This window comes from uncultured Eudoraea sp. (assembly GCF_947258525.1).
Taxonomy (GTDB): Bacteria; Bacteroidota; Bacteroidia; order Flavobacteriales; family Flavobacteriaceae; genus Eudoraea.
This window is the reverse complement of record NZ_CAMYIP010000218.1, coordinates 1-18,203: the sequence shown is the minus strand read 5'-3', so window position 1 is coordinate 18,203 and position 18,203 is coordinate 1. Positions and strand designations below refer to the sequence as shown.

The 18,203-nt window shown below is 37.0% G+C and carries 20 protein-coding genes and 1 pseudogene; 5 read left to right on the top strand and 16 right to left on the bottom strand.

Translation table 11 applies throughout. The features are described from left to right. Positions 1-276: 276 nt before the first annotated feature. On the top strand, positions 277-684 hold the full coding sequence (locus Q0X89_RS17045; protein ID WP_297696422.1) for a glyoxalase: 408 nt from the start codon (positions 277-279) through the stop codon (positions 682-684). Here the strand turns inward: Q0X89_RS17045 and Q0X89_RS17040 are convergent. Then, on the bottom strand, positions 676-1,356 hold the full coding sequence (locus Q0X89_RS17040) for a DUF2461 domain-containing protein (RefSeq protein WP_297696420.1): 681 nt from the start codon (positions 1,354-1,356) through the stop codon (positions 676-678). The two genes, Q0X89_RS17045 and Q0X89_RS17040, sit on opposite strands and share 9 nt — an antisense overlap. A gap of 93 nt (positions 1,357-1,449) precedes the next feature. On the opposite strand from Q0X89_RS17040, the gene epsC reads away from it, so the two are divergent. Continuing rightward, positions 1,450-2,244 carry a serine O-acetyltransferase EpsC gene (gene epsC, locus Q0X89_RS17035; protein WP_297696418.1) on the top strand — a complete coding sequence of 265 codons (795 nt, stop codon included), beginning with the start codon at positions 1,450-1,452 and terminating at the stop codon, positions 2,242-2,244. Beyond that, complete coding sequence (gene cysM / locus Q0X89_RS17030; RefSeq protein ID WP_297696416.1) at positions 2,234-3,118, top strand: cysteine synthase CysM; 885 nt, start codon at positions 2,234-2,236, stop codon at positions 3,116-3,118. Before epsC ends, cysM begins: the two co-directional genes overlap by 11 nt. Here cysM and Q0X89_RS17025 read toward each other — a convergent pair. Genes Q0X89_RS17025 through truA form a run of 3 tightly spaced genes read right to left on the bottom strand, consistent with a single transcriptional unit; the run spans position 3,091 to position 5,607 of the window. After that, positions 3,091-3,858, bottom strand: a complete 768-nt coding sequence (locus Q0X89_RS17025) for an alpha/beta hydrolase (RefSeq protein WP_297696414.1) — start codon at positions 3,856-3,858, stop codon at positions 3,091-3,093. The genes cysM and Q0X89_RS17025 overlap by 28 nt on opposite strands. Before the next feature lie 60 nt (positions 3,859-3,918). Beyond that, positions 3,919-4,779, bottom strand: coding sequence for an alpha/beta fold hydrolase (locus tag Q0X89_RS17020; protein ID WP_297696412.1), 861 nt, complete (start codon positions 4,777-4,779; stop codon positions 3,919-3,921). 45 nt (positions 4,780-4,824) lie between these two features. Then, a complete protein-coding gene (truA, locus tag Q0X89_RS17015) occupies positions 4,825-5,607 on the bottom strand; it encodes a tRNA pseudouridine(38-40) synthase TruA (RefSeq protein ID WP_297696410.1) in 783 nt (260 codons plus the stop codon). Positions 5,608-5,800: 193 nt separating this feature from the next. Between truA and Q0X89_RS17010 the strand changes: the two genes are divergently transcribed. Both Q0X89_RS17010 and Q0X89_RS17005 read left to right on the top strand, forming a co-directional pair. Next, complete coding sequence (locus tag Q0X89_RS17010) at positions 5,801-6,241, top strand: hypothetical protein (protein ID WP_297696408.1); 441 nt, start codon at positions 5,801-5,803, stop codon at positions 6,239-6,241. 228 nt (positions 6,242-6,469) lie between these two features. After that, positions 6,470-6,952 carry a hypothetical protein gene (locus tag Q0X89_RS17005; protein WP_297696406.1) on the top strand — a complete coding sequence of 161 codons (483 nt, stop codon included), beginning with the start codon at positions 6,470-6,472 and terminating at the stop codon, positions 6,950-6,952. A gap of 345 nt (positions 6,953-7,297) precedes the next feature. Here Q0X89_RS17005 and Q0X89_RS17000 read toward each other — a convergent pair whose 3' ends face one another. From Q0X89_RS17000 to Q0X89_RS16945, 12 genes and pseudogenes are all read right to left on the bottom strand, one after another. After that, positions 7,298-8,767 (bottom strand): magnesium chelatase, encoded by a 1,470-nt coding sequence (locus Q0X89_RS17000; RefSeq protein ID WP_297696404.1) that lies wholly within the window; start codon positions 8,765-8,767, stop codon positions 7,298-7,300. 50 nt (positions 8,768-8,817) lie between these two features. Next, a complete protein-coding gene (locus Q0X89_RS16995) occupies positions 8,818-9,960 on the bottom strand; it encodes a VWA domain-containing protein (protein WP_297696401.1) in 1,143 nt (380 codons plus the stop codon). A 66-nt stretch (positions 9,961-10,026) separates the two neighbouring features. Next, the gene (gene hisIE, locus Q0X89_RS16990; protein WP_297696399.1) at positions 10,027-10,629 is read right to left on the bottom strand and encodes a bifunctional phosphoribosyl-AMP cyclohydrolase/phosphoribosyl-ATP diphosphatase HisIE; all 603 of its coding nucleotides are present in this window, start codon (positions 10,627-10,629) and stop codon (positions 10,027-10,029) included. Between the two features lie 33 nt (positions 10,630-10,662). Then, a complete protein-coding gene (hisF, locus tag Q0X89_RS16985) occupies positions 10,663-11,418 on the bottom strand; it encodes an imidazole glycerol phosphate synthase subunit HisF (RefSeq protein WP_297696397.1) in 756 nt (251 codons plus the stop codon). A gap of 3 nt (positions 11,419-11,421) precedes the next feature. Beyond that, positions 11,422-11,943: a DinB family protein gene (locus tag Q0X89_RS16980; RefSeq protein WP_297696395.1), complete on the bottom strand. Its 522-nt coding sequence runs from the start codon at positions 11,941-11,943 to the stop codon at positions 11,422-11,424. Continuing rightward, positions 11,940-12,716 carry a 1-(5-phosphoribosyl)-5-[(5-phosphoribosylamino)methylideneamino] imidazole-4-carboxamide isomerase gene (locus Q0X89_RS16975; protein WP_297696393.1) on the bottom strand — a complete coding sequence of 259 codons (777 nt, stop codon included), beginning with the start codon at positions 12,714-12,716 and terminating at the stop codon, positions 11,940-11,942. The genes Q0X89_RS16980 and Q0X89_RS16975 overlap by 4 nt, the downstream gene beginning before the upstream one ends. A gap of 45 nt (positions 12,717-12,761) precedes the next feature. Continuing rightward, positions 12,762-13,346 (bottom strand): imidazole glycerol phosphate synthase subunit HisH, encoded by a 585-nt coding sequence (gene hisH, locus Q0X89_RS16970; protein ID WP_297696391.1) that lies wholly within the window; start codon positions 13,344-13,346, stop codon positions 12,762-12,764. Positions 13,347-13,394: 48 nt separating this feature from the next. Then, a complete protein-coding gene (hisB, locus tag Q0X89_RS16965; protein ID WP_297696389.1) occupies positions 13,395-14,549 on the bottom strand; it encodes a bifunctional histidinol-phosphatase/imidazoleglycerol-phosphate dehydratase HisB in 1,155 nt (384 codons plus the stop codon). Then, a complete protein-coding gene (hisC, locus tag Q0X89_RS16960; RefSeq protein ID WP_297696387.1) occupies positions 14,546-15,586 on the bottom strand; it encodes a histidinol-phosphate transaminase in 1,041 nt (346 codons plus the stop codon). Before hisC ends, hisB begins: the two co-directional genes overlap by 4 nt. Before the next feature lie 12 nt (positions 15,587-15,598). Then, complete coding sequence (gene hisD, locus Q0X89_RS16955; RefSeq protein WP_297696386.1) at positions 15,599-16,894, bottom strand: histidinol dehydrogenase; 1,296 nt, start codon at positions 16,892-16,894, stop codon at positions 15,599-15,601. After that, positions 16,891-17,748 (bottom strand): ATP phosphoribosyltransferase, encoded by an 858-nt coding sequence (gene hisG / locus Q0X89_RS16950; protein WP_297696385.1) that lies wholly within the window; start codon positions 17,746-17,748, stop codon positions 16,891-16,893. Before hisG ends, hisD begins: the two co-directional genes overlap by 4 nt. A gap of 203 nt (positions 17,749-17,951) precedes the next feature. Next, positions 17,952-18,203, bottom strand: a pseudogene (locus Q0X89_RS16945) (prohibitin family protein); the annotation flags it as partial.

Genomic DNA, 18,203 nt, shown 5'->3' with positions numbered 1-18,203 from the left:
GCCAATAAACCTGCCAGGCTGGGATGGTCTTGGGGAAGCGTAAAATCAATAAGTTCAGGGTGGTCTACCTTACCAAATTTCATATAGATTTTTATTGATTTTAGATGGTGTCGAAATTACATATATTTCACTATACTTTTGAAATCGATTTTACACAATTAGATCAGTGCTGTGAATTAATTCAATTTTTATTTGTTCATAAAGCAGTTAACAACTAATTGTTCTCCAGGTCTTGCATAGTACGCGTATTATCTAATTTTATAGAAACTTCTTCAGATGAACCAAAGATCTGCTGACCTCCTGAGCTTCAGGCCGGAGATTCCAAATGCCAAAATTACCCCTGACATGAGTAAAGACGAACAGTTTCAGAATGGAACGTTGCGTCCTATAATCAAGTTTCAGAATCCTTTATTGATCGAAGCATTTAAAAATTATATCGTAAAACATAAGAATGCCTTTTATGAACTGAGCATTGAAAAACGTTTGGATTATATAGAAAATGCCCTCCAAAAAGACATCAAATTCCGAAATGCCCTGAAGGGAATGGTTATTGGACAGTTCACAGTTGAAGAATATATGACTTATATTCAAAACTCATCTGCCCTAAATAAACGAATGATGAGCATGGTCGTTGAGCGTCTAAAAGACCAGGTGCAGGCTTTCGAAGCTTCTGTCTTAGTTTAAAAGGGATTCCCCATTAAGATTGGTTGTTAGAATCTCGCTCATCAGGTCAAAATAGGGTCTTATTTCTTTAAAGGAATTATTTACTTCGTCTATAAAATCCTTACTTAATACTTCTTTATCAGTAAATTTTCGCACAAAAATAAAAGCTTTCTTCCTTATCAAATCAATATTCGGATCTTCTTTATTGAATCCCTTCGGTGCCGTTTTTACTTCTTCGCCTACCAGTTCTCCCCAGGTTTTCTTGAATGATGGACTACTAATTAGTTTTCGGAAAGGCATAGCATCAAGTTCAAACTCTTTACGGATGCGCAACAGATCTTGAGAATTGGGTTGCCAAAATCCTGCCGCTATAAATGATTCTCCGGGCCGAATCTGTAAATAATAACCACCCCTGAGTTGTGCACCTGCCCTTGAAAAGGAGCCGGCAAAATGCGACTTATATGGGGTTTTATCCTTGGAAAATCTTACATCCCTGTATATTCGAAACACTTTTAGTTTTTCAATGTCATCATGTTCTTTCATCTTATCCATCAGACTGTTATAAAATCCTTTTACACCAGTTTCCAACGATTTGAATTCAGGCTTATGTTCTTCAAACCATTCCCGATTATTGTTTCTTTTCAATTCACTTAAAAAGCGTAGCGTGTCTTTAGTAATGACCGTATTTTCCATTCGACTAAGCGGTATAAATTTTATGCTAAAGTTAACCAATTAGAGCTAGATGCTTTTTAAATATTGGTTAATTTTGAAACTCAACCTTTAGGAATGGACAAATCAATAATTATAAAAAAAATAAACGAAAACAAGAAACAACCGAATCTCAGATATCGGCTTAAGCGGAATGTAGAGGATTTTACAAACCTACTGTTCCTCACTTTATTCGACATTGAAACACCGGTTGAGGAGAATATTGAAACTCTTGAAGTTCAATTTGATGAATTGATAAATCTTGCGTGTTGGAATATTGAAAAACCTTGTTCCAAAATTTGGAGTAATTATTTGGAACAACTCCCCAAAGTACTTGAAAAACTGAATCTGGATGCAGAGGCTATTGCCAGTTGTGACCCGGCCTCCCTATCCATTGAGGAAGTGTATATGGCTTATCCCGGTTTTTATGCTATTGCTATCTATAGACTTGCCCATGAGCTATATAACAAAGGATTTCCTTTGGTTCCCAGATTAATGACAGAATATGCTCACAGACAAACGGGAGTAGATATTAATCCCGGGGCTCATATCGGAGAGTCTTTTTTTATTGATCATGCCACGGGAGTAGTCATTGGAGAAACGGCGGTTATTAAGAATAATGTTAAGATCTACCAGGGAGTTACTTTAGGAGCTTTGTTTGTAACCAAAAATCTACAGAGAACCAAGCGCCATCCTACTATAGAGGACAATGTGACTATATATGCAAATGCCACTATTTTGGGTGGGAATACTACTATTGGTGAAAATTCAATTATTGGAGGTAATGCATGGGTAACTTCATCTGTACCCCCCAATTCAAAGGTATTTCACAGTGCTGAAATAAAAGTAAAATCCATACCCAATGTCTCATAGTATTTTAGATTTAATAGGGAACACGCCACTTGTGGTTTCAAGATCTTTAAATACCAACCCGGATGTTACCCTAATGTTCAAAATGGAAGGTCATAACCCGGGCGGTAGTGTGAAAGACAGGGCTGCTTATAACATGATTAAAAGTGGGATGGAACGCGGAGAGATTAACCGAAACAGTAAATTAATTGAGGCGACCAGCGGAAATACAGGTATTGCCCTTGCTATGATTGCCGGCATCTATAAGTTAAATATTGAGTTGGTAATGCCAGAAAATTCAACTAAGGAAAGGGTACAAACAATGCGTGCATATGGGGCAAAGGTTACTTTAACCGATGCAGGCATAGGTATTGAAGGAGCGCGGGATCATGCAGAGGCAAAAGTAAAAGACAGTGGTTATCAAATGCTTAACCAATTTTCGAACGACGATAATTGGAAAGCGCACTACGAGACAACCGGCCCGGAAATATGGAAGGATACCAACGGTAAAGTCACTCATTTTGTATCTTCCATGGGAACGACAGGAACTATCATTGGCACCTCTACCTATTTAAAAGAGAAAAACAAAAACATAAACATTGTAGGTGTCCAACCAAAGGATGAGTCTAAAATTCCTGGCATTAGAAAGTGGCCTAAGGAATACCTGCCAAAGATCTTCGATCCATCAAAAGTTGACACTATTATGGAAGTAAGCGAAGATGAAGCAAGAATTATGGCAAAACGTCTGGCTAAGGATGAAGGAATATTTGCCGGTATGAGTAGTGGCGGAGCTACTGCAGCTGCCTTAAAGCTGGCTGCCAGTCTTAATAGCGGGCTTATTGTTTCTATAATTTGTGACCGTGGTGACCGCTATTTATCTTCAGATTTATTCGACTGATGAGTCGATAAAATTTCCTGAATCCCATCACGATAGACCTGAAATTCCTTCAAATTATTGTGTCGTCCACCCTTTATAGAATAGAATGAATTTTTATCGACAGCCACGGAATTAAAAAGACGTAATCCTGAATTATACGGCACTACTGTATCATCTGTGCCATGAAAAAATGCAATTGGACAGCTAACTTCTGAAATGTATTCATAAGTCTTTAATGGATATTTCAAAAACCATTGAACGGGCAAATACGGAAAACGACTTTTTCCCAAATCTAACAGACTGTAAAAAGGTGTTTCCAGAACTAGTTGAAATGGTTTATTTTCTGATGCTACCCGGGCAGCAATCCCTGTGCCAAGCGAACGACCGTACAGTGTAATCACAGACTCATCATAATGTTCCAAAGCGTATTCATAAAATAGCTGGCCATCATTATATAGCGCCTCTTCACTTAGCTTGCCTGTACTTTTCCCATAGGTACGATAGTCCATAATTATAACATCATAATTTTTTTCAACAAAAAAGAGTGCAATATCTCCCCAGCGGGCAAGATCGCCGGCATTCCCGTGGTAGTAGACAATTACACCTTCCGGTTTTTCTTGTTTAAAATGTATACCATTTAATACGGCACCGTCCGCAGCAGTAATAAAAATTTCATCAAAGGGCTGAGTGAATGAATATGAATAGTCTAACGGTAATTTAGAAGGTAAAAAGATTAGCTTTTCCTGAAGTAAATATAGCATAGCAGAAATTATTAGATAAGCCGAAAATAAGAATAGAACAGCTCTTTTTAGTTTAACCATTTAAGCCTTCACATTGTGTTTTACATGAATACTGGAACCTTTAAGATCAACCTTTACTGGTCTTTTCGTAATGATTTCACCTAACATCTTATGGTAAGATTCGAATGTATTCAGATTCTTATGCCCTCCGCCTATAACCGTATATAAGGTTGTTAAAGAGGGCTTTATTTTAGATAATTTAACACTAGTCTTGTAAGGAATCAACTTATCGTCTGTACCATGAATGATATGGATTGGGCAATTTACGTATTGTAACCATTTATAGGTAGGCATAGGAAATTTAAGCAGTAGTGAAAGCGGCATAAAAGGGATATATTTTTTAGCCACTTTACTTAAACTGTAGTACGGGGCATCCAGTATAAGCATTCTCGGGTTGTTCATAGAAGCCAGTTTGGCCGCAAAACCAGATCCCAGCGAGCGGCCATAAAGAATGATATACTTTTCGTCTACATTTTCCTTTATTTTATTGTAGATAACCTGCATATCGCGCTTAATCGCTTTCTGTGTGCGTCTGCCCGTGCTTTTCCCAAAACCTCTGTAGTCTACCATTAAAACATCATAGCCATGCCTTGTAAAATCAACAGCAAACTTCCCCCAGCCTTTTATACTTTTAGAATTTCCTTTTAGATAGAATACTATACCTTTTGGATTCTGGGCTTTAAATCTAAGTCCATTTAATATTGCACCGTCCCTGGTTTCAACATTGTATTCCTCTATTTCCTGGTGCTCATATTCAAATAGAAAGTCCTTTGGGAGCTTTTCCGGTTTGAACATAAGGTAATCCTGCAGAAAATAAAGCAGTGTGCTGATTGCTAAATAAACCAGAACGATTAAAAAAAGGATATATAACCAATTTGGCATCGAAGAACATTTTTTTCAATGTACAAAAATTTCCAGATAAAGGATTTATTCAAATTCGAGCTTATTTAAAACCAGTCCCGAACCAGGTGCTATAAAAGGAATCTTAATATTTGTATCTTCCGTTAAGGATAATTGGATCTCCTCGAGACTAAGCAACCCTCTTCCTAACAGGATTAGGGCCCCCATTATCATTCGAACCTGGTAGCGCATAAAACCTTTCCCACAAATTTCTAAGACATAACTGCGCTTTGGTAAAAAATTTGCTTTAATCTCCTTATTCTCTTTTATTACACAAGAAGTAATTGTTCTAGTTACTATCTTATTTTCTCCAGGTTTAGCCGTGTATGCTTTAAAATTGTGTGTTCCGGTATAAAGTGATGCAGCTTTCATCATAATATTAATATCGAGATCCTCTAATATATTTGCCATAATAGGCGCACAATACGGATGGTTCTTATCACCAAAGGAAAAATAATAGCGATATTCCTTAGATTTACTATCTTTAATTATATTGAAGTTATCATTTATATTATTTATCTTAAGTATTTTAATATCAGCAGGTAAGTTGTTATTAAATATTTTGATAAAATTTGATATTTCAGAAATAGGTGTTTCTTCTACGATTAATTGAAATGCCGCATCGAGGGCAGAAACTTTTGCGTCAGTTCTCCCCGCGCCTAAGATTTTAAATTTCTGATCAGGCAAAATGTACTTAAGTGTTTTTAGAAGCATTCCTTCTATTGTTCTTTGCCCAGGCTGCTTTTGCCATCCGCTATATCTGAATCCCAGAAATTGAACTCTTATCAAATAATAATAACGTCTTTTCATGAGAGTTAAGTTAATTAATTGAGAGTTATAACGACAAGAATAATGTAAACTTTAGATTTCTTTCCGGGAAGTCAAGACAATTTTGTTTTAGTATTCTTCCATTTGACCCTGCACAAAATACTTTAAATAATTCCAAAGAAATTTACATTTTTTTGTATTTTGTATATTATAAACCAACCTAAACTGAAACAAAATGAGTGAAAAATCAACCACAAAACCACCGATTTGGTTTTGGATCGTGAGTATTCTTGCGCTATTATGGAACCTTATGGGCGTTATGGCATATCTTGGTCAGGCCTATATGACTGATGAGATGAAGGCCGAATATACCGCTGAACAATTAGCGCTGATGGAAAGTACCCCGGCATGGGTAACAGCTGCGTTTGCCATAGCAGTATGGGGAGGTCTTCTGGGGTGTTTGGCTCTTTTACTTAGAAAAAAATGGGCCAGACCTGTTTTAATTCTGTCCTTAATTGGCATAGTGGTTCAAATGGGGCATTCATTTTTTATGACGAATGCTGCTGAAGTTTACGGTCAGGTGCAGGGAATCATTACTCCATTACTTGTTATTATTATTGCCATTGCACTGGTGCAATTCGCTCGAATTGCAGAGAAACGCAACTGGATATCTTAGAATACAACGACATCATTGTTAAAAGCGCATATTTGTAATATGTGCTTTTTTTATGATTTTTACCTGGCTTAAACAATGCCGTTATAAACCAAGATTCAAAACGTTTTCGCAACAACTTTTTAAGGTTACTCAACATTGTTTGCGCTTCATCGAATATTTTCAAATAAAGAATATAGGCCTGCGTTAAAAACTTCAACGAGGTTCCCCAAAGCCTTGCAATCTACTTATATGAAGGCAATTTTAAAATTTTTCTCCTGGAGGATATGTTTAGTACTATCCATTTCGGTTTTAGCAATTCTTATTGTTTTGAATTTTTATGGCTTGTATACCAATAAGTTTTACTTTTTCAAATTTGACAATTATATATTTCCATTGTTTGCGGTAGTCCATTTTATCTTTCTTTATGTACTGTGGTTTAAAATTAAAGAGCGGGAATATACCGATCCACAAATGCGTAATCTGGAATATTCCATGTATGGAATTTTTCTTATCTACATATTTAAAATAATGGATACGGCTTACATATTACAAAGCTATTATGAATATCAGGATCACATTATTCCGGAAACATTTATACCTGTGGGAATAGTTATTTTCTTATTGCAGTTCTTCTTGCTATTCCTGACCATATTGACTTTTAAGCACAGAATGACTATGGTGGGCCCTTATAACTTTGATAGTATTAACGAAAATATTGATTCCTGGCAATAACGAATTTCTATTATGTTATGGCAATGCAAAGGACCTTGGATGAATTTTCAGGGTCTTTTCATTTAAAACCCAAAAATCTTAATCAGTTAAATTCTTTTATAACAAAACCAATAAAATAATCGGGTAATTGGACATTTCTGAAATTTAGATCGATTTTATGTAAGGAAATAGTCATCCTTTCGGCTATAGTAATGCAAACATCTGGTTTGTACGAAACAACTATTAAATAATAATGCCATCCTAAGGAAGGACCATCATTATTTTTAGTGACTATTTATAAAATGGAAAGGATTGCTATGAATACAAAAGCCCTTTAAATCAAGGGCTTTTGTTATTGAATAGCTCTTATAATTTACTTATAAAACTTCCATAAAGGTCTTTAAACTGATATCCCCTTTGAAATCTTCGTTTGCTTAACTTTTTATAGGCAACTAATCCCCATAATAGAAACTCCTTGAGAAAAAATGTATCTTCTTCAGGGATTTCCGACTGATATCTTTTTATAAGTGCGTTTAGTTCTGGAATACTATTGAGCATAGCTTCATATTCATCATCGGTTAAATTGTCCATAAGATCAAATCCCTCGCTTTCAAAGAACCAATTGATCAGATCATCATAAGGATTTCCGGCATCCTTATGCTCCAATTTCTCAATCTTTGGAAAATAATTAGGGAATAAGGTTTTAATGGCATCTTCGAAAAGTATAAGCGCAACTTTATCTCCACCTTCCTGTTCTCCTTCGTATACAAGTTCTATTTTTCCTGTTATGGCAGGGATGACTCCCATAAAATCACTAAGTCTTACCCGGGTCTTTTCCTCTCCTGAGATCATCGCCCTGCGCTCGGCGGTACTTAAGAGGTTTTCGAAAGCGGTTATACTTGTTCGAGCACTCACCCCACTTTTAGAATCAACATATTCGCTTTTTCGAGCTTCAAAACTTATTTGTTCAAGTAAATCCTTTGCCAGGTCGGGTACATAAATAGATTTTGCCTGTCGCTCATCCAATTGAGCTTCTTGTTCAGTAATTTTCCGGGCAATTTCAATTTCTTCCGGGTAATGCGTAAGGATTTGAGATCCTATCCTGTCTTTTAAAGGAGTAACTATACTACCCCTATTCGTATAATCTTCAGGATTAGCTGTAAACACAAACTGAATATCGAGCGGTAATCTCAATTTAAAACCTCTTATCTGAATATCTCCTTCCTGTAAAATATTAAATAAGGAGACCTGAATCCTTGACTGAAGATCGGGAAGTTCATTTATAACAAAAATGCAACGGTTAGAACGTGGAATCATTCCAAAATGAATAACCCTGTCATCCGCGTAAGAAAGTTTCAAATTTGCAGCCTTAATCGGGTCTACATCCCCAATTAAATCTGCTACCGTAACATCGGGGGTAGCAAGTTTTTCATAAAAACGGTCTTCTCTGTGCAGCCATGTAATGGGTGTTTGATCACCTTTCTCTTTAATAAGTTCCCTGCTGTATCTAGAAATGGGATTAAGAGGATCATCATTAATCTCAGATCCTGCGACAACAGGTATATATTCATCTAACAGGTTAACCATCAATCTTGCCAATCGGGTTTTGGCCTGACCTCTAAGTCCCAGCAAATTAATATTATGACGCGATAAAATGGCACGCTCTAACTCAGGAATTACCGATTCTTCATATCCCCATATACCGTGGAAAGTCTGTTCTCCTTTGCTTATTTTATCTCTTAAATTCTTTCTTAATTCATCCTTTATGCTCTGGCTTTTATAGGCTGCCGATTTGAGTGCTCCCAGGGTGGATATATTTTTATAATCTATTTTCATACGTATTTAATTATTTTTATATCAATATATTACATAAATATATTAAAGTTTTACTTCAATCTTTTCCTTCGGTTTTGTTCATAATCTTCAAAAATCATTTCTCCTAAATCTTCCAGGCCTGTGAAAAAAGCCTTTCCATTGTTGGCCTCAGTAAAATGCCTTATAAATTGTATTAAATAAGGATCCTGTGCAATCATGAAAGTCGTTATAGGAATATGTAATCTTCTGGCCTGTCTTGCCGTATTGTAACATTTTTCAACAATAAAATCGTCAAGACCAACACTGTTTTTATAATATGTCCCGTCCGGCATTCTCAGACAACTGGGCTTGCCATCCGTAATCATAAAGATTTGTTTATTGGTATTTCTTTTTCTCCTCAGCATATCCATTGCAAGCTGCAATCCGGCAACAGTATTGGTATGATATGGCCCAACTTTTAGGTAGGGAAGTTCTTTTATAGGAATAGGCCAGGCATCATTACCAAAAACCAAAATGTCCAAGGTATCTTTGGGATACCTTGTGGTAATTAACTCGGCCAGAGCCATTGCAACTTTTTTGGCAGGTGTAATACGGTCCTCTCCATATAAAATCATAGAATGGCTAATGTCTATCATAAGCACCGTGCTCATTTGAGCTTTATAGTGCGTGTCTTCTACTACAAGATCATCCTCAGTTAGAGAAAAACCATCCATGCCGTGATTAATCTGGGCATTTTTCAAACTTTCCGTCATAGAAATATGCTCTAAAGAGTCTCCGTATCTATACTCTCTGAAATCGCCGGTATGCTCATCCCCGGGGCCAGATTTGCCGGTCTTATGGTTCCCAGCACCGCTTCTCTTTAGCTTACCAAAAATCTGGTCTAAAGCACGCTGACGAATAATTCGTTCCATTTTGGCAGTAATAGACAAACTGGCTTCACCCGGTTCACCATCTCCTTCTCCACCGCCCTCTTCTAATTCTTCACGTAAAAAACCCTTTGCTTTTAAGTCCTCAATAAAATCATCAATGGTATAATTCTCATCTGTGAGTTCATATTCCTTATCCAATTCCCGTAACCAATCCAGAGCCTCATCCACATCGCCAGAGGTATGTGTAATGAGCTCCTGAAAAATCTCAAAAAGTTTTTCAAAGGGAGTAAGCTGAGGTGCTTCGTAGTTTAAAAATCGAAAGCCTTTTCCTGTTTTCATAGCCATTAGCTAAAAATAACACATTTAATAAAAGGGCGTATTAATTTTAAGAAAACTTAAGGAATTACTGTCTTAAATTTTATGCCTGCTTTTTAGAATATCTACAACGTCGTTAAGAAGATGGCCTTTGGCCTGTAATAAAATCAGATAGTGAAAAAGCAAGTCGGCACTTTCTTCAAGGAATAATTTTTCATTGTCATCCTTTGCTTCAATTACGGTTTCTACAGCTTCTTCACCGACTTTCTGAGCAATTTTATTTATCCCGCTTTTAAACAATGAACTAACATAGCTCTTTTCATTACTTTTATTTTCTTTCCTATCTCTAATTATAGCTTCCAAATGGGTTAGAAAACCAAAATTCTGAACATTATCTTTATTCCAACAGGTATCGCTCCCCTTATGACATGTAGGTCCTGCAGGGTTTGCAGAAATTAACAGCGTATCATTGTCACAATCAATTTCAACATTAACCAGATTCAGAAAATTGCCACTTTCTTCTCCTTTTTGCCATATTCGTTTCTTACTTCTGCTATAGAAGGTAACTTTTCCTGTTTGCATAGTTTTATTAAGGGCGTCCTCGTTCATGTAACCCAGCATTAAAACATTTTTAGTAGTTGAGTCCTGGATTATTGCCGGCACAAGTCCGTCTTTATTTTTATCAAATGCTACTTCCATAGTATACGCCTTTTATTGCCTTATAAAATTTCTTTATAATCTAACAGGAATGCCATTATCCTGTAATTTCTTTTTAAGATCCTTTATCTCCATTTCCTTAAAATGAAATACACTTGCCGCCAATGCCGCATCTGCCTTGCCATCTTTAAAAGTATCAATAAAATGCTGCATGTTACCAGCCCCACCGGATGCGATGATTGGAATGTTCCGTTCTGTTGATAGCCGAGCTAACGTTTCATTGGCAAATCCATTTTTTGTACCGTCATGGTCCATCGAGGTAAACAAGATTTCTCCCGCACCTCTTTCCTCAACTTCTTTAGCCCACTCAAACAATTCAATTTCGGTAGGCACCTTACCTCCTACAAGATGTACTTTCCATTCCCCATTTATTTGCTTTGCATCTATGGCAACTACTATACACTGAGAACCGAATTTAGCTACAAGCTCATTAATTAATTCAGGGTTTTTAACTGCTGAAGAATTTATAGAGACTTTATCTGCCCCATTATGCAGCAGGACATCAACATCTTTGATGGACGAAATACCTCCGCCAACAGTGAAAGGGATATTGACTTTCTCTGCTACCCTTTTTACCAAATCAGCCAGTGTCTTTCGTCTTTCCTCGGTTGCGGAAATATCCAAAAATACTAACTCGTCTGCACCTTCATTCGCATACATTTGTGCAAGTTCTACAGGATCTCCGGCATCGCGCAAATCGACAAAATTTATGCCTTTTACGGTACGACCATCCTTTATATCAAGGCAAGGAATTATTCTTTTTGTTAGCATTTTCTAATTTTCGTTTTTAATATTCAGGTCTCTTCCATCATAAAATCCTAAATCCTTATTGATCAGCAGTTTTGTCCAAAATGCAATTTGGCCCGTATGATAAGAATAATGCTCAACAGCATGAATAACAATTCCTATTCCCGAGAGATCATATCCCTGCACTATACGTTTTTTTAGCAGCTGACTTTTACTACAATTATTGAGTACATGCTTTGCCTGTCTAACAGTATCTTCTAGTTTTTGTATTAGCTCACTTCTTGTAAAACCATCAGATATTGAAAATTCTGCGTCTCTGTTTCTCAGATCATTCTGTTCTCCTAAAGATGCAATTATATATTGTGTCATATTGCCACATATATGAATTATTTGATTCCCAATGCTATTGGAGGATTCATTTGGCTTTTCCCAAATATTAATTTCTTCAACGGACTTCAGACTAATTATATTCATTCTCGTACTCTCATCTAGTCTGTAAATAGAATTCTCCAAAAATTCTGACATCCATTCATCTCTTATATTATTCATACTGATAATATAAATTGTTCTAATTGCTTTAAACTAATTTTATTCTCATAGATAGCCTTACCTAATATAGCCCCTTCGCATCCAATTTCCTTTAATGCAGGTAAATCTGCAATATTTCCTATACCCCCACTTGCAATTAGACTAATACCGGGAAGTTTCACATCTTCGATCCCGCTCATACTTACCGCAGTTTTATTGATCATCGTTTGAGCAAGAAGTCTCTTATACAGTTCAAGTGCGGGGCCTCCAAGCATCCCATCCTTATTAATATCTGTACAAATAACATATTTAATGCCTTTGCCCTGATAATCTTTAACAAATGGAATCAATTTCTTATCAGATTCCTGTTGCCATCCGCTTATAGCAATTCGTTCATCTTTAACATCTGCTCCAAGAATGATTCGTTTTGCACCATAAGTTTCAAGCCAGCCTAAAAAAGTATCGCGATCATTTACCGCAATGCTGCCTCCTGTTATTTGACCGGCACCGCAGTCAAAGGCAATTTTCAAATCTTCATTGGATTTCAGTCCCCCTCCGAAATCAATTTTTAAATTGGTTTTAGTGGCAATGGCTTCCAACACCTTATAATTTACAATATGTTTTGCTTTCGCACCATCAAGATCTACCAGGTGTATGTGCTGAACTCCATGAGCTTCAAATTCGAGGGCTACTTCCAAGGGATGTTCATTATATACTTTCTTGGTTTTATAATCGCCCTGTGAAAGCCTTACGCATTTGCCTCCAATAATATCAATAGCCGGGATTACTCTCATTTAATTATTTTTTTTTGCATCTATTAACCATGCTAATAGCAAATACTAAGCTAACTCCAGAAAGTTTTTTAGAATTCTTTCTCCTACTTTGCTGCTTTTTTCGGGATGAAATTGTACCCCATAAAAATTATCTTTCTGCAAAGCGCTGCTATAAGGCATTTCATATTCTGAAACTGCAATGGTTTCCGAACAAATTGGGGCATAATAACTGTGCACCAGGTATATATGATCTTTTTCAGCAACCCCTTTAAACAAGGAAGATTTGAGATTTGAGATTTGATTCCATCCAATTTGCGGAACTTTTACCCTATTGGTAAATCTGACTACATCTGTATCAAAAATGCCCAAACCAGATGTATTACCCTCTTCAGTACTATGGCACATTAACTGCATCCCCAGACAAATGCCTAAAACAGGCTGTTTTAATTCCTGAATTACCTTGTCTAAACCACTTGCCCTTAATTTATTCATAGCACTACTGGCTTCTCCAACACCGGGAAATATTACCCGGTCAGCGGCTCTAATCTCCTTAGCATCATCACTCAATACGGCATCGTATCCCAGGCGTTTAAAGGCAAACTTTATGCTTTGGATATTTCCTGCACCATAATTTACTATTACCAATTTCATATACTTCGTTACTATGATAATGTTTATTTAAATGCCCTTAATCAATTTCTAGAGCATTCCTTTTGTGGTCGGCAATACCATTTTATCTACATCGCGCTTTACAGCCATCTTTATTGCTTTTGCAAAGGCCTTAAATATAGCTTCTATCTTGTGATGTTCATTGGTTCCTTCCGCCTTTATATTCAAATTGGCCTTTGCACCATCTGAAAAAGACTTGAAAAAATGATAAAACATTTCTGTTGGCATCTTACCAATCATCTCACGTTTAAACTCCGCTTCCCAGACCAACCATGCGCGCCCACCAAAATCCAGAGCTACCTGGGCAAGACAATCGTCCATTGGCAGACTAAAGCCATATCGTTCCATTCCTAATTTATCCCCTAAGGCATTATGAAATACTTCACCCAATGCAATCGCGGTATCTTCTATTGTATGATGTTCATCTACTTCCAGGTCGCCTTTAACGCTTATCTCGAGATTCATCTGACCGTGGCGTGCAAGTTGATCCAACATATGATCAAAGAATGCAATCCCGGTAGAAATATTACTTATACCGGTTCCGTCCAAATTCAATTGAATATATATATCCGTTTCTTTAGTTTTTCTGGTAATTTCAGCGACTCTTTCTTTAAGTTTTAAGAATTCATAAATGGCCATCCATTCTGTAGTTTCCAAGGCAATTGTTTCCTGCAATTTGGTTTCTTCAACAGTAATTTCATCTGTTCCCAAAAACGTATTTGTATTAATATAAATGCCTTTCGATCCCAAATTTTTTGCCAGTTCCATATCAGTTAACCGATCGCCTATTACAAAAGAGTTTGCCAGGTCATATTCCTTCGAGAAATATTTCTTTAATAGTCCTGTTCCCGGTTTTCGGGTATCGGCATTTTCTTGTGGGAAAGTCCGATCTATATGTATTTCTGTAAATACTATCCCCTGCCCTTCAAAACACTTAAGAATAAAATTATGTGAAGGCCAAAATGTTTTTTCGGGAAATGACACTGTCCCAAGACCATCCTGATTGGTCACCATAACTAATTCAAAATCCAATTCCCTGGCTATTCTGCTTAGATAATTGAAGACGCCGGGATAAAACACTATCTTTTCTAAACTGTCTGTTTGTTCGTCTGGCGGCTCCACAATTAGTGTTCCGTCACGATCAATGAATAATACCTTCTTCCTGGTCTTATTTAGTTCCATCATAAGGAGTTTAATACTTTTAGCAATTTTTTATTCTCTTCCGGGGTTCCTATGGTAAACCTTAACGTATTGTCACAAAGAGGTTGTGTTGATCTGTTGCGAACGACAACCCCTAATTCTAATATTTCGTTATACCTTCTATTCGCATCATCTACCTTTACCAAAATGAAATTGGCATCTGAAGGATATATTTCTTTTATAAAATTGATTTTCTCCAATTGTTGCACCACCCGGTCCCTTTCCCTTAGAATTTCTGCAACCTGTTCTTCTAAAATGGCTGTATTCTGAATCATTTGTAATGCCTTTTGCTGGGTAAGTTCATTTACATTATATGGTGGTTTTATACGGTTTAATATGGCTATTACCTCCGCAGACCCATAGCATACACCCAGGCGTAAACCAGCCATTCCATGGGCTTTGGAGAATGTCCTTGTTACTATAAGATTAGGAAACTGTCCAAGTCTTTCCAGCCAACTGCTCTGCGTAGCAAAATCTATATATGCTTCGTCTACGACCAGTAAACCACTAAAATTATTAAGAAGAGTTTCTATCTGTGATACAGAAAAACTATTTCCGGTAGGGTTATTAGGGGAACACAAAAAAATGGCTTTAGTGCTTGAATTAATAGCTTCCAAAATTTTATCCACATTCAGCTCAAAAGATTCATTCAATAAAACCTCCTTATTCTCAATCGCATTAATCCCGGCCAGAACTTTGTACATTCCATAGGTAGGGGGCATTGTAATAACATTATCCTTTTGTGGTTCACAAAAGGCCCGGAAAATAAGATCCAATACTTCGTCGCTTCCGTTTCCGATCAAAATATTAGCCGGAGATAAAGAATACTGTTTAGCCAAAATAGTTTTTAGCTGTCGCTGATGTGGATCCGGATAACGATTTATTCCATTCGGATAAGGGCTCTCATTGGCATCCAAGAATACCATTTTAGAACCATCAGAGATATACTCATCCCTTGCGGAAGAATAAGGTTTCAACTCCCTGACACTTTCTCTAACTAAGTTATTAAGGTCAAATTCCATAACCCGTATCCTTTAATCTATCAGTTGTTTTAAACTATTAAGGCGCAGTGATACCGCATTCTTATGAGCCTGAAGCCCTTCAGCTTCGGCCATTATTTCAATTGTTTTTCCAATATTCCGCATTCCTGTTTCAGAAATCCTTTGAAAAGTAATACTCTTGGTAAAACTGTCGAGGTTAACCCCGCTATATTGTTTTGCATATCCATTTGTTGGCAAGGTGTGATTAGTGCCAGAGGCATAATCACCGGCACTTTCCGGAGTAAAATTTCCAAGAAAAACGGATCCGGCATTTACCACATTTCTAATATAATACTCCTCATCTTTACAACAGACAATAAAGTGCTCCGGTCCATATTCGTTGATTAGGTCGATGGCAATTTCATCACTTTCTACAAAGATTAATTTACTATTTTCTATTGCCTTTTTCGCAATGTCCACCCTGGGAAGCTTGATAATTTGCTTTTGTAATTCTGCTTCAACTTGTTTCATTAGTTTTTTAGATGTTGAAACCAGTATTACCTGGCTGTCTGTGCCATGCTCAGCCTGACTCAAGAGATCTGAGGCCACAAAGCTGGCATTGGCAGAATCATCTGCGACCACCAAAAGCTCGCTTGGACCTGCAGGCATATCTATGGCTACGGCGAACTTTGTTGCAATCTGTTTAGCTACTGTAACAAATTGATTTCCAGGTCCAAATATTTTATAGACCTTCGATATACTTTCTGTGCCAAATGTCATCCCGGCTATTGCCTGAATACCGCCAACTTTAAAAAGTTTTGTAATGCCACAAAGCCTGGCCGTGTAAAGAATAGCAGGGTTTATTTTGCCGTTTTTACCTGGGGGGGTACATAAAATTAATTCTGAACATCCCGCTATATTGGCCGGTACTGCAAGCATTAAGATTGTAGAAAATAAAGGGGCCGTGCCACCCGGAATATAGAGGCCAACTTTTTGAATAGGCCTTTTTTCCTGCCAGCAAAGAACACCGGGAGTAGTTTCGAGTTCAATTTTGGACGTTTTCTGAGCTTTGTGAAATTTTTCGATATTAGTTTTAGCCATTTGTATCGCCTGCTTGAGCCCGGCGGGTACCTGCGCTTCAGCTTCTATAAACTCATCTGGTTTCACTAACAAATCGGATAAATCAACTCCATCAAATTGCCTGGTATATTTGCGCAAAACCTTATCACCATCTGCCTTAACTTCTTTAAAAATCTTCATTACGGTACTCTCAATATCTTCAAGAGTTTGTGTTGGCCGCTCAAGAATCTTAGGCCATTCTTTTTTTTCAGGATTGATTATCTTTTTCATAGTACCATTTTTTCAATCGGACAAACCAAAATTCCCTCAGCACCTGCTTGTTTCAATTCATTTATAACTTCCCAAAACTTATCCTTATTTACTACCGTATGTACTGAGCTCCAACCCTCTTCAGCCAAGGGTAAAACTGTTGGGCTTCGCATTCCCGGTAGTATTTTAATAATATCCTTCAATTTGTCATTAGGTGCATTCATCAATATATATTTCGATTGCCTGGCAACCAACACGGATTTGATTCTAAATCTCAGATCATCAAGAATTTCATTCCGTTTTTCATCGATCTCAGGTGAAATGGCTAGTACCGCTTCGCTTTGGCGCATTACTTCTACCTCTGTGAGGTTATTTTTAAATAAAGTACTACCACTAGACACAATATCACAAATGGCGTCTGCCAAACCTATATTTGGAGCAATTTCTACCGACCCGTTAATAATATGAAGTTCTGCTTCAACCCCTTTATCTTGCAGATATGCCTGAAGCGTGTTGGGATACGAAGTTGCGATACGCTTTCCTTCCAAATCTTTAATATCCGTATAAGCGCTGGATTTTGGAACAGCTAAAGAAACCCTGCATTTTGAAAAGCCCAGCTTTTCAGCTACTTTTATATTACCTCCTTTTTCTTCTAAAATATTCTCGCCAATTACGGCAATATCCACAACCCCATCTTTCAGATACTGGGGGATATCACCATTTCTAAGGTAAAAAACTTCCATAGGAAAGTTGCGGGCAGATGCTTTCAATTGGTCCTTTCCATTGTCAATTGAAATTCCGCAATCCTTAAGGATTTTAATGGATTCTTCGTTGAGCCTTCCCGACTTTTGTATGGCAATTCTTAATTTTTTCATTTGTTAAATTTCATTTTCAAGAAATCAAAAAGCTTTAAAAGCAAAACCCGTTTGATTTCTCAAACGGGTTAGATATATTTTTGGAATACAACAATACATTTCTACCTCGCCTGAGCGCAAGTATACAAATGATGGTGTGTATTTTTATTTCTCATGAGATTGTAAAATTAGAACTTATTTTTATTTCACAAAATTTATTATCATTAATTATTTCCTAAAATAAGAGGTAAGCCATCTCCCCCAGAGCCTATTACAACTACTTTGGAATTAGGAGATTCTGCCATTTTTAAAGTGGCATCGATACCCTTATCCTGTAATATTTTATCCGTTAAAGACGCGCTCAGAATTTTATTAGCGTCGGCCTTTCCCTGTGCTTCAATACGCACTTTTTCCGCCTCTTTTGCCGCCGTAACTAATCGAAATTCATATTCCAAGGATTCCTGTTCCTGTTTTAG

What these genes read in the sequence shown, in the direction of transcription:
- hisIE (WP_297696399.1), bottom strand. Translation starts at nt 10,629, where the DNA reads ATGGAAGTAGCATTTGATAAAAATAAAGACGGACTTGTGCCGGCAATA.
- Q0X89_RS17000 (WP_297696404.1), bottom strand. Translation starts at nt 8,767, where the DNA reads ATGAAAATAGATTATAAAAATATATCCACCCTGGGAGCACTCAAATCG.
- truA (WP_297696410.1), bottom strand. Translation starts at nt 5,607, where the DNA reads ATGAAAAGACGTTATTATTATTTGATAAGAGTTCAATTTCTGGGATTC.
- Q0X89_RS16995 (WP_297696401.1), bottom strand. Translation starts at nt 9,960, where the DNA reads ATGGCTATGAAAACAGGAAAAGGCTTTCGATTTTTAAACTACGAAGCA.
- Q0X89_RS17025 (WP_297696414.1), bottom strand. Translation starts at nt 3,858, where the DNA reads ATGCTATATTTACTTCAGGAAAAGCTAATCTTTTTACCTTCTAAATTA.
- hisG (WP_297696385.1), bottom strand. Translation starts at nt 17,748, where the DNA reads ATGAAAAAATTAAGAATTGCCATACAAAAGTCGGGAAGGCTCAACGAA.
- hisH (WP_297696391.1), bottom strand. Translation starts at nt 13,346, where the DNA reads ATGAAATTGGTAATAGTAAATTATGGTGCAGGAAATATCCAAAGCATA.
- Q0X89_RS17005 (WP_297696406.1), top strand. Translation starts at nt 6,470, where the DNA reads ATGAAGGCAATTTTAAAATTTTTCTCCTGGAGGATATGTTTAGTACTA.
- hisD (WP_297696386.1), bottom strand. Translation starts at nt 16,894, where the DNA reads ATGAAAAAGATAATCAATCCTGAAAAAAAAGAATGGCCTAAGATTCTT.
- epsC (WP_297696418.1), top strand. Translation starts at nt 1,450, where the DNA reads ATGGACAAATCAATAATTATAAAAAAAATAAACGAAAACAAGAAACAA.
- Q0X89_RS17040 (WP_297696420.1), bottom strand. Translation starts at nt 1,356, where the DNA reads ATGGAAAATACGGTCATTACTAAAGACACGCTACGCTTTTTAAGTGAA.
- Q0X89_RS16975 (WP_297696393.1), bottom strand. Translation starts at nt 12,716, where the DNA reads ATGAGAGTAATCCCGGCTATTGATATTATTGGAGGCAAATGCGTAAGG.
- cysM (WP_297696416.1), top strand. Translation starts at nt 2,234, where the DNA reads ATGTCTCATAGTATTTTAGATTTAATAGGGAACACGCCACTTGTGGTT.
- Q0X89_RS17010 (WP_297696408.1), top strand. Translation starts at nt 5,801, where the DNA reads ATGAGTGAAAAATCAACCACAAAACCACCGATTTGGTTTTGGATCGTG.
- Q0X89_RS17045 (WP_297696422.1), top strand. Translation starts at nt 277, where the DNA reads ATGAACCAAAGATCTGCTGACCTCCTGAGCTTCAGGCCGGAGATTCCA.
- hisB (WP_297696389.1), bottom strand. Translation starts at nt 14,549, where the DNA reads ATGATGGAACTAAATAAGACCAGGAAGAAGGTATTATTCATTGATCGT.
- Q0X89_RS16980 (WP_297696395.1), bottom strand. Translation starts at nt 11,943, where the DNA reads ATGAATAATATAAGAGATGAATGGATGTCAGAATTTTTGGAGAATTCT.
- hisC (WP_297696387.1), bottom strand. Translation starts at nt 15,586, where the DNA reads ATGGAATTTGACCTTAATAACTTAGTTAGAGAAAGTGTCAGGGAGTTG.
- Q0X89_RS17020 (WP_297696412.1), bottom strand. Translation starts at nt 4,779, where the DNA reads ATGCCAAATTGGTTATATATCCTTTTTTTAATCGTTCTGGTTTATTTA.
- hisF (WP_297696397.1), bottom strand. Translation starts at nt 11,418, where the DNA reads ATGCTAACAAAAAGAATAATTCCTTGCCTTGATATAAAGGATGGTCGT.